At 69.9% G+C, this 17,105-nt stretch carries 14 protein-coding genes; 11 read left to right on the forward strand and 3 right to left on the reverse strand.

Features of this window, described 5'->3' with window-relative positions; all coding sequences use genetic code 11:
• Nucleotides 1-62: 62 nt before the first annotated feature.
• Nucleotides 63-2,456: a glycoside hydrolase family 31 protein gene (locus LXT23_RS25040; protein WP_253982804.1), complete on the reverse strand. Its 2,394-nt coding sequence runs from the start codon at nt 2,454-2,456 to the stop codon at nt 63-65.
• Between the two features lie 270 nt (nt 2,457-2,726).
• Between LXT23_RS25040 and LXT23_RS25045 the strand changes: the two genes are divergently transcribed.
• From LXT23_RS25045 to LXT23_RS25065, 5 genes are all read left to right on the forward strand, one after another.
• Nucleotides 2,727-3,443, forward strand: a complete 717-nt coding sequence (locus LXT23_RS25045; protein ID WP_253982805.1) for an alpha/beta hydrolase — start codon at nt 2,727-2,729, stop codon at nt 3,441-3,443.
• A 47-nt stretch (nt 3,444-3,490) separates the two neighbouring features.
• On the forward strand, nt 3,491-3,685 hold the full coding sequence (locus LXT23_RS25050; RefSeq protein WP_323379083.1) for a hypothetical protein: 195 nt from the start codon (nt 3,491-3,493) through the stop codon (nt 3,683-3,685).
• A 191-nt stretch (nt 3,686-3,876) separates the two neighbouring features.
• On the forward strand, nt 3,877-6,243 hold the full coding sequence (locus LXT23_RS25055) for a protein kinase domain-containing protein (protein ID WP_253982807.1): 2,367 nt from the start codon (nt 3,877-3,879) through the stop codon (nt 6,241-6,243).
• 117 nt (nt 6,244-6,360) lie between these two features.
• Nucleotides 6,361-7,284, forward strand: a complete 924-nt coding sequence (locus LXT23_RS25060; protein ID WP_253982808.1) for an endo alpha-1,4 polygalactosaminidase — start codon at nt 6,361-6,363, stop codon at nt 7,282-7,284.
• Between the two features lie 108 nt (nt 7,285-7,392).
• A complete protein-coding gene (locus LXT23_RS25065) occupies nt 7,393-7,908 on the forward strand; it encodes a hypothetical protein (protein ID WP_253982809.1) in 516 nt (171 codons plus the stop codon).
• A 10-nt stretch (nt 7,909-7,918) separates the two neighbouring features.
• On the opposite strand, the gene LXT23_RS25070 is transcribed toward LXT23_RS25065, so the two are convergent.
• A complete protein-coding gene (locus LXT23_RS25070; RefSeq protein ID WP_253982810.1) occupies nt 7,919-8,713 on the reverse strand; it encodes a glucose 1-dehydrogenase in 795 nt (264 codons plus the stop codon).
• 108 nt (nt 8,714-8,821) lie between these two features.
• Here LXT23_RS25070 and LXT23_RS25075 point away from each other — a divergent pair, with 108 nt between their 5' ends.
• The 3 genes from LXT23_RS25075 to LXT23_RS25085 all read left to right on the forward strand — a co-directional run bounded on the left by LXT23_RS25075 (nt 8,822) and on the right by LXT23_RS25085 (nt 13,210).
• Nucleotides 8,822-10,324, forward strand: a complete 1,503-nt coding sequence (locus LXT23_RS25075) for an endo alpha-1,4 polygalactosaminidase (protein WP_253982811.1) — start codon at nt 8,822-8,824, stop codon at nt 10,322-10,324.
• 109 nt (nt 10,325-10,433) lie between these two features.
• The gene (locus LXT23_RS50405; protein ID WP_253982812.1) at nt 10,434-12,545 is read left to right on the forward strand and encodes an AAA family ATPase; all 2,112 of its coding nucleotides are present in this window, start codon (nt 10,434-10,436) and stop codon (nt 12,543-12,545) included.
• Nucleotides 12,542-13,210, forward strand: a complete 669-nt coding sequence (locus LXT23_RS25085; protein WP_253982813.1) for a DUF4276 family protein — start codon at nt 12,542-12,544, stop codon at nt 13,208-13,210. The genes LXT23_RS50405 and LXT23_RS25085 overlap by 4 nt, the downstream gene beginning before the upstream one ends.
• On the opposite strand, the gene LXT23_RS25090 is transcribed toward LXT23_RS25085, so the two are convergent.
• The gene (locus LXT23_RS25090) at nt 13,205-13,345 is read right to left on the reverse strand and encodes a hypothetical protein (protein WP_253982814.1); all 141 of its coding nucleotides are present in this window, start codon (nt 13,343-13,345) and stop codon (nt 13,205-13,207) included. The genes LXT23_RS25085 and LXT23_RS25090 overlap by 6 nt on opposite strands.
• A 112-nt stretch (nt 13,346-13,457) precedes the next feature.
• Between LXT23_RS25090 and LXT23_RS25095 the strand changes: the two genes are divergently transcribed.
• From LXT23_RS25095 to LXT23_RS25105, 3 genes are all read left to right on the forward strand, one after another.
• Nucleotides 13,458-13,622, forward strand: a complete 165-nt coding sequence (locus LXT23_RS25095; RefSeq protein ID WP_253982815.1) for a hypothetical protein — start codon at nt 13,458-13,460, stop codon at nt 13,620-13,622.
• Between the two features lie 192 nt (nt 13,623-13,814).
• Nucleotides 13,815-15,479, forward strand: a complete 1,665-nt coding sequence (locus LXT23_RS25100; RefSeq protein ID WP_253982816.1) for a DUF1800 domain-containing protein — start codon at nt 13,815-13,817, stop codon at nt 15,477-15,479.
• Between the two features lie 5 nt (nt 15,480-15,484).
• Complete coding sequence (locus LXT23_RS25105) at nt 15,485-17,026, forward strand: DUF1501 domain-containing protein (protein ID WP_253982817.1); 1,542 nt, start codon at nt 15,485-15,487, stop codon at nt 17,024-17,026.
• Nucleotides 17,027-17,105: the final 79 nt, after the last annotated feature.

A 17,105-nucleotide genomic window follows, 5' to 3' on the forward strand; every position in this document is an offset into this window, starting at 1 on the left:
CGACTGCGGGGAGCCCGGGAGGCCGCGGGCTCCCGCATCATGCCTCAACCTGTTCTCCGGGTTCAGGTGTCCACCGTCAGCTCCGACCAGCCCGCGGCCACGCGCATCTCCAGCACACCGCGCTCGAACTTGAAGGACAGCGCGCCCGTCACCCCGCTCGCGTAGGGCAGCCCGTACACGCGAATCGTCTCCTCCGAGCGCGACAGCGGCAGCCGGCCCTCCACCCGCCGCTCCAGCTTGAGGACGCCCGCGCCCAGCCCACCGCTCACGCGCGTGAGGCGCGAGTCCCCGTACCCGTCCCCCGCGTCCTCGTAGAGCCGGCCGTGGATTTCCGCTGCCGCGTGCAGGTGCCACTCCAGGTGGTCCCAGTTGGCCGTGGTGGTGTGCTTCGCCGCCCGCGTCAGCGTCACCGCGCCGCCCGCGCGCAGCCACACCGGCACCGTGTCCAGCGGCCCCTCCGCGATGACGTGCCGGCCGCCCTCGACAATCGAGCCCGCTCGCTCCAGCCCCGGCCAGTCCAGCCAGAGCCCCTCCGGCAGGTACGCCAGCCGCTTCGTGTGCCCGGGGCGCACCACCGGCGCCACCAGCAAGTCCTTGCCGAAGAGGAACTGGTCGAACGCCGCCACCGCCTCGGTGTCACCGGGCGCGTGCAGCGCCAGCGGACGCAGCGGGGGCAGGCCCGTCTCTGAAGCCTCGTGCATCAGCGTGTAGAGCGTGGGCAGCAGCCGGTAGCGGCGCTTCAGCGCGTCGCGCGCCAGGGACAGGTAGGGCTCGCCGAAGCGCCACGGCTCCTGCGGCTGGGTGCCCTTGCCTGCGTGGTTGCGCATCAGCGGATAGAACGTCCCCGTCTGCATCCAGCGGATGAGCAGCTCGCCGCTGGGCATGCCGATGAAGCCGGGGATGTCCACGCCCGTGAAGGGCACGCCCGACAGGCCCAGCCCCAGCAGCATGGGAATGGACGTCTCCAACTGCGTCCAGTGGCTGGAGTTGTCCCCCGTCCACACCGCCGCGTAGCGCTGGATGCCCGCCGAGCCCGCGCGCGTCAGCAGGAAGGGGCGCGCCTCCGGCCGCAGCTCCCGCAGCGCCTCCCACGCGCCCTTCGCCATGCCCAGGGCATAGACGTTGTGCACCTCCAGGTGTCGCTTGTCGCCGTGCCGGGCGTCGTACGGCAGCGTCTTGCCCTCCACCCGGCCGATGCCGTCGGCGCGCTCGTTGGAGATGGTGAGGATGCCCACGTCCGGCTGCACCGCGAAGCAGGACGGCTCGTTCATGTCGTTCCAGAAGCCCGCCACGCCCAGCGCCACGAAGTCGCGGTGCAGGCCGCCCCACCAGCGCTGCACCTCCTCGCGCGTCAGGTCCGGGAAGACGGCGGGGCGCGGCCATACCTCGCCCACCAGCACGTCGCCCCGGTCATACCGCACCAGGTAGTCGCGCTTGCGCGCCTCCTCGTACACGGACCACCCGGGCTCCTGCTTCAGCGCCGGGTCGATGATGGGCACCAGCCGCACGCCCTCGGCCGCCGCGTCGCGCACGAGCGCGGCCGGGTCCGGGAAGCGCGTCCGGTCCCACGTCCAGACCTTGTAGGTGTCCATGTAGTCGATGTCGAGGTACACGCAGTCCAGCGGCAAATCCCTGGCGCGATAGCCGCGGATGACGCTTCGCACCTCCTGCGCGTTCTCGTAGCCCCAGCGGCTCTGCTGCGCGCCCAGGCTCCACAGCGGCGGCAGCGGCATGCGGCCGGTGAGCGTGGTGTAGCGCCGCACCACGTCCGCCGGCTGGGGCCCGGTGAAGAGGTAGCAGTCCAGCTCCGGCCCCCAGGACTCCCAGGCCACCTGGCCCGCGTCCTCCAGCGCCACGTCCACCTCGGAGCGCCACGTCTCGTCCAGCAGCAGCCCCCACGCCACGCCGCCGCGCAGGCCCACGAAGAAGGGGATGGACTGGTACAGCGGGTCGGTGTCCGGGTGGTGCGGCATCACGTCCGTGTTCCAGAACGTGAAGTGCATGCCGCGCTTGTCCAGCGGGCCCACCTTCTCGCCGAAGCCCAGGTAGGCCTCGCCCGGCGGCGCGTGCAGCGTCAGCCACGAGCGGTACGTGCTCATCGGGTAGCCGGCCTTCACCTCGCCCGCCACGCGCGTGCTGCGCGCCAGCTCGCGCCCTTCACCGTCCCGGAAGCTCCACGTGCCGGTGTCCGTCGCCAGCTCCAGCGCCACGTCCTCGGCGCGCACCCGCACGCGGCCCTCCTCGCGCGTCACCTCCAGGGGCCTCAGGCCCGAAGCGCCCACCACGGCCCACGAGCGCTTGGACGGAAGCTGGGGGTGCAGGAAGCCGACGGTGGCGGAGGTCGGCGCGTGGCGCAGTCGCAGCACGCCGGGCAGGGGACACGACACTTCCAGGGTGGCCCGCGGGCCCCACAGCCGCAGGCGGGCAGGCTCGACAGCCATCTCATCGATACGCATGCGAGGATACTAAGGAGGGCAGTCGGCCAGGCGTCACACGCAAATGTCAGACGCGCGCGAGATGTTGTCTCCCAACACCCGGGTGTCTCTCGCGCAGCGCGACTCCAGAAGTCAGGCCAGTAGGGGCCTGGAGGAGGCGAGATGAGACAGCGGTCTTCCCGCGGGAGCGGCGGTGGGCGGTGGCCTCGTGCCGGATGGGCGCTGGGGACCGCGGCGGTGCTCCTGGCGGGCGCCGGGTGTGTACACACCCAGGAACCTGGACGCACGACGATGGCATACGACGGAGCGCGGGGCGTGGCCCTGCAGACGCTGAGGAGTGATGGACGGCTGACGGCGCGGCCGAAGCCGGCGGGAGGCGAGGCGGGCCCGCGCGGGCTGCACCCGCTGGGGCTCGGTGGCAGGCGCGACGGGCTGCTGTACGTGCCGGAGGGGTACCGGCCCGAGCAACCGGCGGCGCTGGTGGTGATGCTGCACGGCGCGGGAGGCAACGCGCGGCAGATGCTGGGGGTGCTGCAGGACCTGGCGGACGCGGAGGGCTTCCTCCTGCTGTCCCCCGAGTCGCGAGGCCCCACCTGGGACCTCATCCAGGGCGACTACGGCCAGGACGTGGCCTTCCTGGACCAGGTGCTGGCGGACGTCTTCACGCGCTATGCGGTGGACCCGGAGCGGGTGGTGCTCGGGGGCTTCTCGGACGGGGCGTCGTATGCGCTGTCGCTGGGCCTCATCAACGGCGACCTCTTCCGGCACCTCATCGCCTTCTCGCCGGGCTTCGCGGCCGCACGGGACACGCTGGGCGAGCCTCGCCTGTTCGTCTCCCACGGGGAAAAGGACGCCGTGCTTCCCATCGCGCTGTGCAGCCGGCGCATCGTCCCCCAACTGGAGGCGGTGGGCCTGGAGGTGCGCTACCACGAGTTCAAGGGCGGCCACGTGATTCCCCCCGAGGTGGCGCGCGAGGCCATCGACTGGCTCCGGGCGGGACGGCGATGAAGCGCCAGGCGGGCGTGGGGCATGCGATGCTCCCGCCGCCCAAGCCCATGACGACGCCCCCGCCCGACGCGCTGCCCTTCCCGGAGAGCCTCTGCCACCGCTGCGCGGCGCCCCCGCGCTACGTCCAGTCGCGGACCACCACGTTCATCATGTGCCCGCTGCTGCCCCAGAAGTACCCGCCCCAGCCGGTGCGTGCCTGCGCGCTGTTCCGTCCGGCGGAGGCGCGGGGCCCGGGCGCGTGAGGCATCGCGGGACGGACGGGGAGTGAAGAATCCCGGGAGGAGGCGGGCCCGTCTTCAAGGCAGGCCTGCGAGCGGGCCCTCCACAGGGCGATTGCCGGGCATGGAAGGAGCGGGACGGCTAGAGTCCCACCGCTTTGTCCGAGGAGAAAGACTCCACCACTCCACCCCCGCCTGACGGGAGCGACGCGACGATGCTCACGCCCCGGCCGGCCTCCACGCCGGGGGCGACGGAGCAGGGCGAGCTGTTCGCGGGGCGCTACGAGATGCTGGGCCTGCTGGGGCGCGGCGGGATGGGCGCCGTGTACCGGGCGCGCGACACGCTGGTGGGAGACCTGGTCGCGCTGAAGGTGCTGGAGCTGGGCTCCACGCCCGCCCCGGAGTGGCTGGAGCGCTTCCGCCGCGAGGTCCGCCTCGCCCGGCGCGTCTCGCACCGCCACGTGGCGCGGACGTTCGACCTGGGCGAGCACGCCGGGCGGCTCTTTCTCTCCATGGAGTACGTGGAGGGAGAGACCCTGCAGACCGTGCTGGATCGGGAGCGCGCCCTGGCGCCTGCACGGGCGGCGCGCATCGCGCTGGCCCTCTGCGAGGGCCTGGCCGCGGCGCATGCCGCCGGCGTCGTCCACCGGGACCTCAAGCCCGCCAACGTGCTGGTGGAGGCGGGCGGCCGCGTGGTGCTGACCGACTTCGGCATCGCCCGGGCGACGGCGGGGGACACGGCCTCGAGCACGCAGGGGCTGGTGGGCACGCCGCTGTACATGTCCCCCGAGCAGCTCGAGGGCGGCGAGGTGGACGCGCGCGCGGACCTGTACGCCATGGGGCTGGTGCTCTACCAGTTGCTCACCGGCGAGCCGCCCTTCACCGGCGAGTCGGCCATGGCGGTGGCCGTCGCCCGGCTGCGGCAGCCACCGCCGGACCCACGTCTGCGGGCAGAGGTGCCGGACGCGCTCGCGGAGCTGGTGCTGCGCTGTCTCTCACGAGAGCGGGAGGCGCGGCCCGACGGGGCCCACGCCGTGGCGGTGGCGCTGCGCGAGTGGCTCGTCTCCGTGGGTGAGCTCGTGGAGGCGCCCCTGACGCCGGCACCAGGAGTCTCCACCGGCGGGGACTTCCATCCCACGATGGCGACGGGCACGGACGCCAGGCGCCCGACGCCGCGCACGCCGCTGCGCGTGGGCGAGCATTCGCTGGCGGTGCTGCCGCTGCGCTTCATGGGCGCTCGCGAGCAGGAGTTCCTGGGCGAGGGGGTGACGGAGGCCCTCATCGACCTGCTGTCGCGCACGCGCGGCATGCGGGTGCAGAGCAGCGGGGCCACGGCCCGCTTCCGCCAGGAGCGCGACCCCCGGGTGGCGGCGCGGGAGCTGGGCGTGGCGCTGGTGGTGGACGGGACGGTACAGGGGTCGGGGAAGACGTTGCGTGCCACGCTGCGCGTGGTGGAGGGCGCTTCCGGCACCCAGCTCTGGAGCGGCCGCTTCGACGAGACTGACGAGGACCCGTTCGCGCTCCAGGACCGGCTGGCGCAGCGACTGGCGGAGGCCCTGCGCGGCGAGTTGCTCATCGTGGCGTACCGTGACGCCGTCCCTCCCGACGCGCTGGCGCGCTACCGGCAGGGGGCCGCCCACCTGCGCGCCATGTCCCGGCAGATGGCCGAGGAGGTCGTCACCCCGCTGGAGGAACTCATCGCGGCGTCGCCGGCCTTCCTCCCGGCGGTGGCACTGCATGCCGTGGCCGTCCTGCGAGCCGGGTTCCTGCGCGCCACGGAGGCCGAGCGCGACTGGCACGCCATGGCGCGGGCCAGCCTGGAGCGGGCCCAGCGGCTGGCGCCGGACGTGGTGGAGACGCAGCACGCGCGAGCCATCCTGGCCACCCACGAGGGGCGCTGGCGCGACGCCGTGGTGGCGCTGCGCGGCATCCTCGACGCGGCGCCCACCTATGCGCCGGCGCTGCAGATGCTGGGCAGCCTGCAGTGCGAGGCAGGACGGGCGGGCGAGGGGATGGCGCGGCTGCGGCTCGCGTATGCCCTGGACCCCACGCTGGCCATCGCGTTGATGGAGGTCGCCCGCTGCAGCGCGCTGCACGGGGAGTGGGACGCCTACCACTGGTGTACGGAGCGGCTGGATGCGCAGCCGCTGCTGTCGCTGCCCACGCTCATCGTCCGCATGCGCGTCGCCGCGTGGAACGGGGACCTCGACGAGGTCCGGCGGTGCCGGACCGAGCTGAGCGACGACCCGAGCCCGATTGCCGCCTACGCCGCCAACTACTGCACCGTCGTGCTGGGCGAGCTGGACGTGGCGGAGGCGGCCGCCGCGCTGGATGAGGTGCTCTCCCGGAAGCTGAACTCCCGCTTCGCATCGATGCTGTGCCAGCTCGCCACGGAGCAGATGAGCATCCGGGGCGACACGGAACGTGCGCTCCACTACCTCCAGCGGGCGGCGGACACCTCGCTCATCGACCTGGAGTGGATGGAGCGCTGCTCGGTGCTCGCACCCCTGCGCTCGCTGCCGGGCTTCGCGGAGGCGCGGCGCAAGGTGCGCGCCCGGGTGGAGACCATCTGGTCCGCGTGAGGACACAGTTGTTCTTGCAACCGCCCTTGAAGGTGTCGGCGCGGGTGGTCTAAGCCCGCTCCACCTACGGCGCGCTCCCGGCTTCTCTTTGGCAGCGCTCCTTCCAGGGAGGCCATCATGAGAAGCGCCCTTGCCCGGCTGTCATGGGCCCTGCTCGCCGTGCTCGCTGCCTGTGGTGGCTCGTCTTCGGATGACGCGCCGGATGGCCCGTACGAGGGCCCTCCCGTGGCCTGGGAGGGGGTGAGCAGCTTCACGTACCAGCTGACGAACTACGCGGATGACCGACTGGACCAGATTGCCGGCTCGAAGTTCGACCTGGCCGTCATCGAGCTGGCGAGAGACGGGCACAGCAACTACTTCACCGCCGCGGAAATCGGGGCGCTCAAGGCCAGCGGCAAGCAGGTGCTGGCGTACTTCGAGATTGGCGCCATCGAGGAGTACCGGCCCGAGTGGGCGCAGGTGCCCGCGGACCTGAAGCTGGGGCCGGTGGATGGGTGGCCGGACGAGCAGTACGTGAAGTACTGGGACGAGCGCTGGTGGCCCGTTGTCCAGGGGCGGCTGGACCGGGCGCTCGCGGGGGGCTTCACGGGCTGCTACCTGGACATGGTGGTGACGTACGAGGAGATTCCGGCCAACGCGGCGGGCACCAACCGGGCGGACCTGGCGCGCAAGATGGTGGACCTCATCGCGCGCATCAACCAGTACGTGAAGGCGCGCAACCCGGCCTTCAAGGTGATGCCGCAGAACTCGCCCGAGCTCGTCGACCAGACGGGCTACCTGGCCGCCATCGACGGACTGGGCATGGAGGACATGTACTGGTCCGACGACGAGGCGTGCGACGAGGACTGGTGCGAGGAGAATCGCGCCAACGCCGGGCGAGTCCGGGCGGCGGGCAAGCTGGTGCTGTCCACGGACTACGCGGTGCGGTCCTCGCACGTGGCGGATGCATACACGCGCTCGCGCGCGGCGGGCTTCGTGCCCTACGCCTCCGTGCGTGCGCTGGACCGGATGACCGTCAATGCCGGGTGGGACCCGCAGTAGCGGCCAGGGCCTCGGCTCCCTGCCAGCCTGGCCAGTGGTGGCGCTTGCCAGGGGAGGGGGCCTGTCACCACCTCTTGGCTGGGCTCGAATGCCGGAAGGAGGGCCTTCATGGCCGCCAGGAAGCGCTCACGCACCTCGACCCCTCGCGCGTCCCCGCGGACGAAGCACGCCGCGTCCAGCACTCCGGCGCGTGCGAGGAAGAGCACCCGCAAGAGCGCCACGAAGAGTCGGTACACGCAGCCCGAGCTGCGCGAGCGCATCAAGGCGCGCGTGAAGCGCGGCAGCAAGGGGGGCAAGGCCGGTGAGTGGAGCGCGCGCAAGGCGCAGCTCGTGGCCGCCGAGTACAAGAAGGCCGGCGGTGGCTACAGCGGGGGCAGGAGCGGGGGGCAGAAGTCGCTCCAGTCCTGGACCCGGGAGGAGTGGGGCACGAAGGAAGGGGGCACGCGCGCCCGCAAGGGGAGCACCACCTCCCGCTATCTCCCGAAGAAGGCGTGGGCCCGGCTCAGCCCGGCGCAGAAGCAGGCCACCGAGCGCACCAAGCGCGCGGGCTCGCGGCGCGGCAAGCAGTTCGTGAGGAACACCGCGGCCGCGAGGACCGCGCGCAAGAAGGCGACCCGGCGCTGACGCTCCGGGCTCAGCGCGCGGCCATCAACATCTGCGTGGCGCCATTGGCCGCCGCCAGCAGACCGCCATCCACGATGACGTCCTGGCCGGTGAGGAAGGACGCCTTGTCGCTGAAGAGGAACGAGACGACGCTGGCAATCTCCTCCGGCGCGCCCACCCGGTTCATCGGGTGGAGCGAGGAGGCGAAGGCGCGGGCCCGCGGGTCGTCCAGGCGCCAGCCCGAGGTGCCCATCTCCGACTCGACGACGCCGGGGCTCACCGCATTCACCCGGATGCCGCGCTGCGCATACTCCACGGCGGCGCCCCGCGTGAGCGCGAGGAGGGCCGACTTGGTCGCGCTGTAGACGGAGATGCCCGGCAGCGCGCCCGTGCCGCCCACCGACGCGCAGTTGACGATGGAGCCACCACCGCCCTCGAGCATGGCCTGCAGCTCGTACTTCATGCACCAGAAGGCGCCGCGCAGGTTGACGTCCATCAGCGCGTCGTAGTCCTCGTTGGTCGTCTCATGCAGGGGCTTCATGACGCCCGTGCCCGCGTTGTTGAAGGCGCAGTCGAGCCGCCCGTACTTCGACACGGCGGTGCGCACCATCTCACGCACGTCGCCCTCCACGCGCACGTCCGTGTTCACCCACGTGGCCTCGCCGCCCCGGTCCTTGATGAGCGCGATGAGCTTCTCACCCTGCGCCGCGCGACGCGCGCTCGCCACCACCTTCGCGCCCTCCGCTGCGAGCGCAACCGCCGTCGCGAAGCCGATACCCGAGCTCGCGCCCGTCACGATTGCCACCTTGCCTGTGAGAATTCCCATGTCCCTGTTCCTCATTGGAGAGTGTCTGGAGATGCTTCAAGCTGCCCGGGTAACGGAGCGCGTCGGCAATCTTCCCGACGCCGCGCCTCTATCCAGGGAGCCTCTTCAATGAGAGTCGCCGTCGCCCGGATGTCATGGGTCCTGCTCGCCGTGCTCGCCGCCTGTGGAGGGCCGCCTTCGAGCGAAACGCTGGAGGAGCAGGAGGCACGGGTGCTGGCCAACGCCCAGACGCTCACCTGCTCCAGCCTCCAGGTGCTCCGGGGCTCCATCGGCTCGGGGCAGGGCGTGCAGGGGCTTGCCACGCAGACGCTCAGCGGCACGCAGGACCGCTGGGCGGAGTACGTGGAGTTCAGCCCCAACACCTCGGTGACGTGCACCTATCCGCTGCCCGCGGGCGTGAGCGCCGCGACGGTGACGGCCGCGGAGCTGGGAGTGAACTTCCGAGGGCCCGCGAAGTCGGCGATGCGCTGGGTGTTCGAGGCCTGGGACTACACGACGGGGGCCTGGGTGGTGGTGGGTGACAACGCCTTCGCCACCTCGTGGCGGTGGAGCGCGACGTCGCTGGCGCTGCCCGCACCGGTGGGCCGCTTCCTGAGCGGCGGCCCGGTGAAGCTGCGCTACCGCACCGAGTCCTCTGCGGATGCCTCGCTGCTCGACCTGCTGGTGGTGCGCGTCCAGGTGTCGGGCACCGACGCGGGCTCGCCGGTGGACGCGGGCACGCCCACGGATGCCGGCACGCCGGTGGACGCCGGCACGCCTACGGACGCCGGCACGCCGGGGGATGGCGGGACGCCGCTGCCCTGGACGGGCGTCAGCAGCTTCACGTACCAGCTGACGAACTACGCGGATGACCGGCTGGACCAGATTGCCGGCTCGAAGTTCGACCTGGCCGTCGTCGAGCTGGCGCGAGACGGGCACAGCAACTACTTCACCGCCGCGGAAATCGGGGCGCTCAAGGCCAGCGGCAAGCAGGTGCTGGCGTACTTCGAGATTGGCGCCATCGAGGAGTACCGGCCCGAGTGGGCGCAGGTGCCCGCGGACCTGAAGCTGGGGCCAGTGGATGGGTGGCCGGACGAGCAGTACGTCAAGTACTGGGACGAGCGCTGGTGGCCCGTTGTCCAGGGGCGGCTGGACCGGGCGCTCGCGGGGGGCTTCACCGGGTGCTACCTGGACATGGTGGTGACGTACGAGGAGATTCCGGCCAACGCGGCGGGCACCAACCGGGCGGACCTGGCGCGCAAGATGGTGGACCTCATCGCGCGCATCAACCAGTACGCGAAGGCGCGCAACCCGGCCTTCAAGGTGATGCCGCAGAACTCGCCCGAGCTCGTCGACCAGACGGGCTACCTGGCCGCCATCGACGGACTGGGCATGGAGGACATGTACTGGTCCGACGACGTGGCGTGCAGCGAGTCATGGTGCGCGGAGAACCGCGCGAATGCCGCGCGCGTCCGGGCGGCGGGCAAGCTGGTGCTCTCCGTCGACTACGCGGTGCAGGCCGCGCACGTGGCGGATGCGTACACGCGCGCGCGCGCCGCGGGCTTCGTGCCCTACGTCTCCGTACGCGCGCTGGACCGGATGACGGTCAATGCCGGGTGGGACCCGCAGTAGCGGGCCGAAATAGCTGCCAGGGCCCACGGGCGCGTGCTCCGTGGGCCCCAGGACAGCGGGGCGCGATAGCTTGCTGGAGGCGCTTGCGCGCGTGGTAGCTTCCCTCAGTGTGAACAACGCTCTCACACAGTTTCGCGAAGCTGCGGAGCGCCTTGCCGCCATCTCTCGCTTCGACGCGGTCCGGGTGGGACTGGTTGCAACGGCTTCGGGTTTCAAGCCCAGGACCATCATCGCGCTGAGCGCGAGGTTGGTTCGCGCCAGCACCGTTGCATCGGTCTTGCCCGAGCTTGTCACGACGCGAGTGACGGCACATCAGTTCCTGGTGCCCATTTCAGGGCTCGTGGAACTGCTGGTACAGCTGGACCAGCAATCACTGGAACATCTCGCGCTGGGCAATGGCAGGGCGATTGAGTTTGGCCCCCCACGCTTGCTTCCGCTTCTCCCCGGCGTGGATCCAGGGTGGTACTTCGAGCGCAAGGCCCAAGACGGCGTCGGATTGAGTTGCAGGGTATTCACGCGCGGGCGGCAGATAAGTGACCTCATAGCCCAGGAAGAGCTGGATGACTCGCTCCTGGCTCAGGAAACTGACTATGCCTACGCGTCGTATTCCCGCGTCATCAAGGCTTATACGGGCCTGAAGATGGGGCGGCCAGGACTCAACAACGAGCATGCCACCCTTGAGCTTGTGGCGCCCTGGCCAATTCACACGTTGGCGGCGAACCGACATGGTGACTCACTGCACGTGGAACTTCAGGGGCTTTCCGGCCTTGATACCTCTCGCTTCATCTTGAATGTGGAAGGGGCAGTTCAGGATCGACGCTTTGACGCTTCAAGCCTCCGGTGGCAGTCCGCTTCTTCAACTGACCCGGAGAGTGCATCTTACGTTGCTAAAATGGATAGCCAGGGACTGTTCCCGGCTGCGGTCAATATCTATGTGACGGGAGTGCCCGAACTGCTGCTGCGTACGGATGTTAGTCGTGAGGAACGGCAATATGTAAACACCATTTCGAGTTTGGTGATTGTACCCCGCCTTCGCCCTGCTCCCGAAATCGAAGCGCCACCAGCTGGTACCCGTCTGACGCGACTCCATGTCGCCGGCTTTCGATTGCTTCGTTCAGTTGAGCTCGACTTGACGCATCCCCTCGCCGTTGTCGTCGGCCCAAACCAGAGTGGAAAGAGCTCGATACTGGATGCCTTGCAGCTTCTATCGGAGGCGGCTCGAGGAGAGTTCTCTGATGGGCTTGCGCGGAGGAGGGGTGGACTGGCCTCGCTGCTGACGCGTGGGGCTGGAAGCTCCGCTATGGTCATCGAGGCGGACCTGGCGACTTCTGGCACAACTGCTCTGCGCTATCGCATCTCCGTGGGCCCGCTGGGTTCCTATGACTTCTCCATCACCGACGAGCAACTCGCCTCACGGGAATCGGATGGCCGCTGGACTCCCTTCCTGACGCGACAGGGTTCCCAGGCGATGCTTTCCGGACGGGCTCTGATTGTCCCCAATGAGAGGGAGTCCATCCTTTCGCAGCTAGGCATCGCAGCACCTGTCGTTGAGTCCGTGCGGGCTGCCCTCGCGGCCATTGCTGTCTACCCCTATTTCCGCACGGGGGCCGCATGGGCGGACCCGGACGCCGTGCCCATGCGCCGCCCGGTCCGCTTGGAGCCGGGGGCGAGGCTGGACCGGTCTGGAGGCAACCTGTCCGCGGTTCTCTCCTCCTTGCGAGATGAGCGTCCCGGAGACTGGGAGGAGTTCCTTGGCATCGTCCGTCTGGCCTTCCCGACGTTGAAGGACCTGCGCATGCCCGCAGTCAGTCGTGGCACAGTGCAGCTTTTCTGGGATGACATCCACGGCCAGTCGTACGACGCGTCGGAACTGTCGGACGGGACGCTGAGCTTCCTGGCCATTCTCTGCGCCATGTTCCAGCCTGGGAGCGCGCTCATCGCCGTGGACGAGCCCGAGCAGCACCTGCACCCGGATGCACTGCGGAGGCTTGTGGGCGCCGCCCGCTCTCTTTCGGACCGGCAACCTATCGTCTTCGCTACGCAGTCGGACGCACTCATCGGCCTGCTGGATGAAACGCCCGAGGCCATTGTCGTAGCCAGCCGGGGGGATGCGGGAACAACACTTGTCCGCCCGGACCTCCAGCAGCTTCAGGAGTGGCTCAAGACGTTCAGCCTGCGTGAGATGCGGCGGGACCTGGAAGGATGGAGTCCTGAATCGTGATTCGCGTCAACCTCGTGACGGAGGACCGGACCGGCGGCGGGCTCAGCGAGGTGGTCCAGACCTGTGTCCAGGCCTTGCGCGCTCAGGCTGGACGCGAGCGACTCTGGTTTCCTCCGCAGCGGGCCACCGTAGATGGCGCCGCGCAGCTCTTGAAGGAGTGCGAGAAGTACGAACTCTATCGCTTCAATTACGCACCCAGGTTTCACCATGTCTTCTTCGTGCTCGACGCGCGAAATGTGTGGCGACTTCCTCAGTTGGGCGTCCAGGCGCCGGAGCCTCCTCTGGAAAGGTCGCTGCCGAAGCTCATCGAGGGCGTGAAGGCCGGAATGGAGCTCATTGCCCGTGGCCGAAAGCCCTCTGAAGAGTGGGCGCGCTCTTCAGAGGGCTTTCATCCGCATGTCCTTGTCTGGGAGCGTGAGTCCCTCATCCTTCCAGCATGCGACGTGCTTGGACTCGGTGAGCCGGTCAAGGATGTCTATTCGGTACGGCAAGCTGCGGAGGCTGTGAGCGAGCGCCTTCGCGCCAATGAGAAGCGGAAGTACGACAAGGCGATTCACGGGCCCAGGTTGCTCGGACAGATTGCGCGGAATGCGGACCTGCGTGCCGTCGTGCTTGCCTCCAATCCCAGCCTGAAGTCGCTGGTAGATGAGATGGTTTCTCTATAGCGAGAAGCCGCCGGGCGACAGGAAGGCTGTCTCGTAGTCCGCGAGCAGTTCCGGGAAGACGATGCACTTCTGCGTGTCGGGGTACACGCCTGTCGAATACCGGATGGCCGCGTAGCCGAAGATTTCCGTGAACACCGCCAGTCAGGCCTCGGGTGGCGCGCGCCGGACGTGGTCGTGGAATGCGAGCACCTCGCCCTTCAGCGAGAATGGCCGCAGGTAGAAGGCGTGCGAAATGATGTCGTGGACGATGCGGAAGAGGCAGTTCTCCTCCGGCGTCCACCGCAGGTGCTCGAAGTGCTCGGTGTTGATCTCCAGGCGCCCCCGCTACAGGTCCGCGACGATGTCCTCGGGGACCAAGTACACGGTCCGCGTCGAGAAGGTGATGGCCAGGCTCGGCCGCACGAAGTCGTAGACCTCTCGGGCGTGCTCCAGCAGCGGGCGTCAGGAGGGGGCGAAGGCCGGGTCCAGGACCTGGGAATCCGCGGCAGCGCACCAGGACTGTCTGGCCTGTGTCCTGGGTAGGTGCGTGATTTACTGGCTGGGGGCGTTTATGAGATTTTACCTGGAGATGCGGTTTCCCTCACCTCTCCAGGAGCAGCTCCGGATGAAACGACGTATCGCCCTTGCCCTCGCCGTGTGCGCGACCGCGTGCGCGCCTGACGAAGGCCCACCTGACGTCGCCGCCAGCCCTCCGCTCGGACAAGAGGAGCAGGGCGTCGACACGCTCGCCACACCCTCCGAGCAGAACGCCATCCGCTTCCTGGAGCAGGCGACTTTCGGCCCGCGCCTCGCCCGGGGGGCGAGCCCGCTGCCCCTCGACTCGGTGGAGCAGGTGGTCGCCGTCGGCGTCCCCGCGTCCATCACCGCGCAGTTCAACGCCCCGCGCTCCACGTTCGACCCGGCGGCCGTCCCGGACCTCGGCTCCCAGTTCTTCTCCAACGCCATCCAGGGGCAGGACCAGCTCCGCCAGCGGGTGGCCTTCGCCCTGAGCCAGGTCTTCGTCGTCTCGCAGAACGGCATTCCCAATCCCCCCACGCCGGAGAACGAGCCCCGGCTGGCGATGGCGGGCTACCTCAACCTGCTCTCGCAGCGCGCCTTCGGGAACTTCCGCCAGCTGCTGGAGGCCATCACGCTGGACCCCGCCATGGGGACGTACCTGGACATGGCGAACAACAAGGCCTTCAAGGGCAACGGCCAGCGCGTCGAGCCGAACGAGAACTACGCGCGGGAGATGCTCCAGCTCTTCACGCTGGGCCTCCACCAGCTCGACGAGGATGGCACGCAGAAGCTGGACGCCAACGGCGCGCCCATTCCCGCGTACTCCGAGGCCCACGTGCAGGCCTTCGCCGCCGCCCTCTCCGGGTGGACCTACGCCAGCGCCACGGGCTGCCCGGCGCGGGGCGGCTCGAATCCGGCCAACTACCCGGCGCCGATGATTGGCTGTGACGTGAATCACGATGGGCGCGCGCAGCTGCTCCTCCGGGGGCAGCTGACGACCGCCGGAGCCGGGGCCGCGCAGCACCTGCAGGAAGCGCTCGACAACGTCTTCGCCGACCCCAACGTGCCGCCGTTCATCTGCAAGCAGCTCATCCAGCACCTGGTCACCAGCAACCCGAGCCCCGCCTACGTCCAGCGCGTGGTGAACGCCTTCAAGGATGACGGCACGGGCGTGCGCGGCAACCTGCGCTTCGTGGTCCGTCGGATTATCGAGGACGTCGAGGCGCGCGGGCCGACGCCCTCGTCGGCGCTGCAGGCCTCCTATGGGCACCTGCGCTCTCCGGCGCTGTTCGTCACCACCCTCGTCCGGTGGCTGGGCGGCACGCTCGACACGACGGACGGCAAGGACCCTGGCGCGAGGCTCAGCACCTGGAGCCGCAACCTGGGGCAGTACGTGCCCCGCCCGCCGTCGGTCTTCAGCTACTACCCGCCCAACGCGCCGGCGCCCGGGGCCAACGGCCTGCTCGGCCCCGAGTTCGCCATCCTCGACACGGCGACCATCACCGCGCGTGCCAACTTCGTACACGAGTTCCTCTACACCGGTGCCGCCGCCAACGCCGGCATCGTCATCGACCTGAACGCCGTCCCCGCGCCCCCCACGGACCTGGTGACGTGGCTGGACCGGTACCTGCTCCACGACACGATGTCCGCGGACCTCCAGCTCATCCTCCAGAACGCACTGGCGGACTCGCGCGCGGGCGATGCGCTGCGCACGAAGAAGCTGGCCCTCTACCTCACGACGCTCTCTCCCGAGTTCCAGATCCAGCGGTGAGCCCCATGTCCATCTCACGACGACTCTTCCTGCGTGGCACCTCCGGCGCCCTGGGGCTCCTGGCCGCGTCCTCGACGTTTCCCCGGTGGTTCGGTCAGGCCGAGGCCGCCACCCTCGGTGGCTATGCCGGCTACCGCGCGGCCGTCTGTGTCTTCCTGCTGGGCGGCAATGACGGCAACAACGTCCTCGTCCCGCTGACGAGCGGTCCGCACGGGCTCTATCGCGACGTGCGGCCGAACATCGGGTTCGACACGGGCGAGCTGCTCGCCATCAACCCGGTGGGGCAGGCCGCGGCGTCCTACGGGCTGCACCCGGCGCTCACGAAGCTGCGCACGCACTTCGAGGCGGACCGCGCCGCGCTCGTGTGCAACGTGGGGCCCATGGTGGTCCCCCTGCGCAAGGCCGACTACACCGGCGGCACGGCGGCGCGGCCCGACAACCTGTTCTCCCACAGCGACCAGCAGGACGCCTGGGCGAGCGCCATCGCCAACCCCTCCACCGTGACGCTGCCCCTGCCGCTCATCGGCAAGGCCACAGGCTGGGGCGGCCGGACGGCGGACAAGCTGCATGGGCTCAACCCGGGGGAGTACCCGGAGGTGACCTCGTTCGGCGGCAAGCCGCTCTTCGCCGCGGGCGCGGACCGGCAGCCGATGATGGTGTCGTCGAGCGGCGTGCTCGCCTTCCGCGAGACGGGCGACGCCAACTTCAACGCCCTGCAGGAGGGCGCGCTGGCCCAGGTGGTGGCCCTGGACAACGGTGTGACCCTGGAGGCGTCCTACGGGGGCGTGTTCACCACGGCGCAGACCTTCGCCACGGCGCGCGCCGAGGCGCGGGAGGCAGCCTGGAGCGCGCTGCCCGTGGCGACGCGCAACAGCCTCGACGCGCTGTTCGTCCCTCCGGCGGGCGTGACGAACTGGACGCTGCACACGCAGCTCTACCAGGTGCTCAGGGACCTCATCGCGGGGGCCATGCCCACCGCGGGCGGTGGTCTGGGCGTGCGGCGGCAGGTGTACTCGGTGGGCCTGGGAGGCTTCGACACGCACGCGAACCAGCGGCAGACGCAGGACGAGCTGCTGGCGGAGCTCGACTTCGCGCTGGATGCCTTCCACCAGGCGGTGACGCTGCTCGAGACGGAGACGGCCTTCGGCGCCAGTCCCCCGCAGGCCACGCTCTTCACGATGAGCGACTTCGGCCGCACCCTGCTGGAGAACTCGGAGCGGGGCACCGACCACGGCTGGGGCAACCACTCCATCGTGCTCGGCAAGCGCGTCCAGGGGCGGCGGCTCTACGGTACCTTCCCCAGCCTGGATTTGACGGGGGGTGGGGCGAGCAACCCGGACACCACCGACTCCAAGGGGCGCTGGATTCCCTCGCTGACGGTGGACCAGTACTCCTTCTCCATCGCCTCCTGGCTGGGGCTGTCGACGGCCGCGGAGCGTGACTACGTGTTCCCGAACCTCGCCGGCTACGTCGCCGCGGCGGTGGCGGGAGGCTTCCCGGCATCCGCGCGGGCCTACAAGGTCGCGTTCATGCTGCCGGACCCATAGCCCGGCGAGGGCGGGCCGGGGGCCCTCAGCTCCCGGCCTGTCTCTTGAGCCAGTCCGCCACGGTGCGTGTCGTGGGCCT

This window comes from Pyxidicoccus xibeiensis, from assembly GCF_024198175.1.
Classification (GTDB): domain Bacteria; phylum Myxococcota; class Myxococcia; order Myxococcales; family Myxococcaceae; genus Myxococcus; species Myxococcus xibeiensis.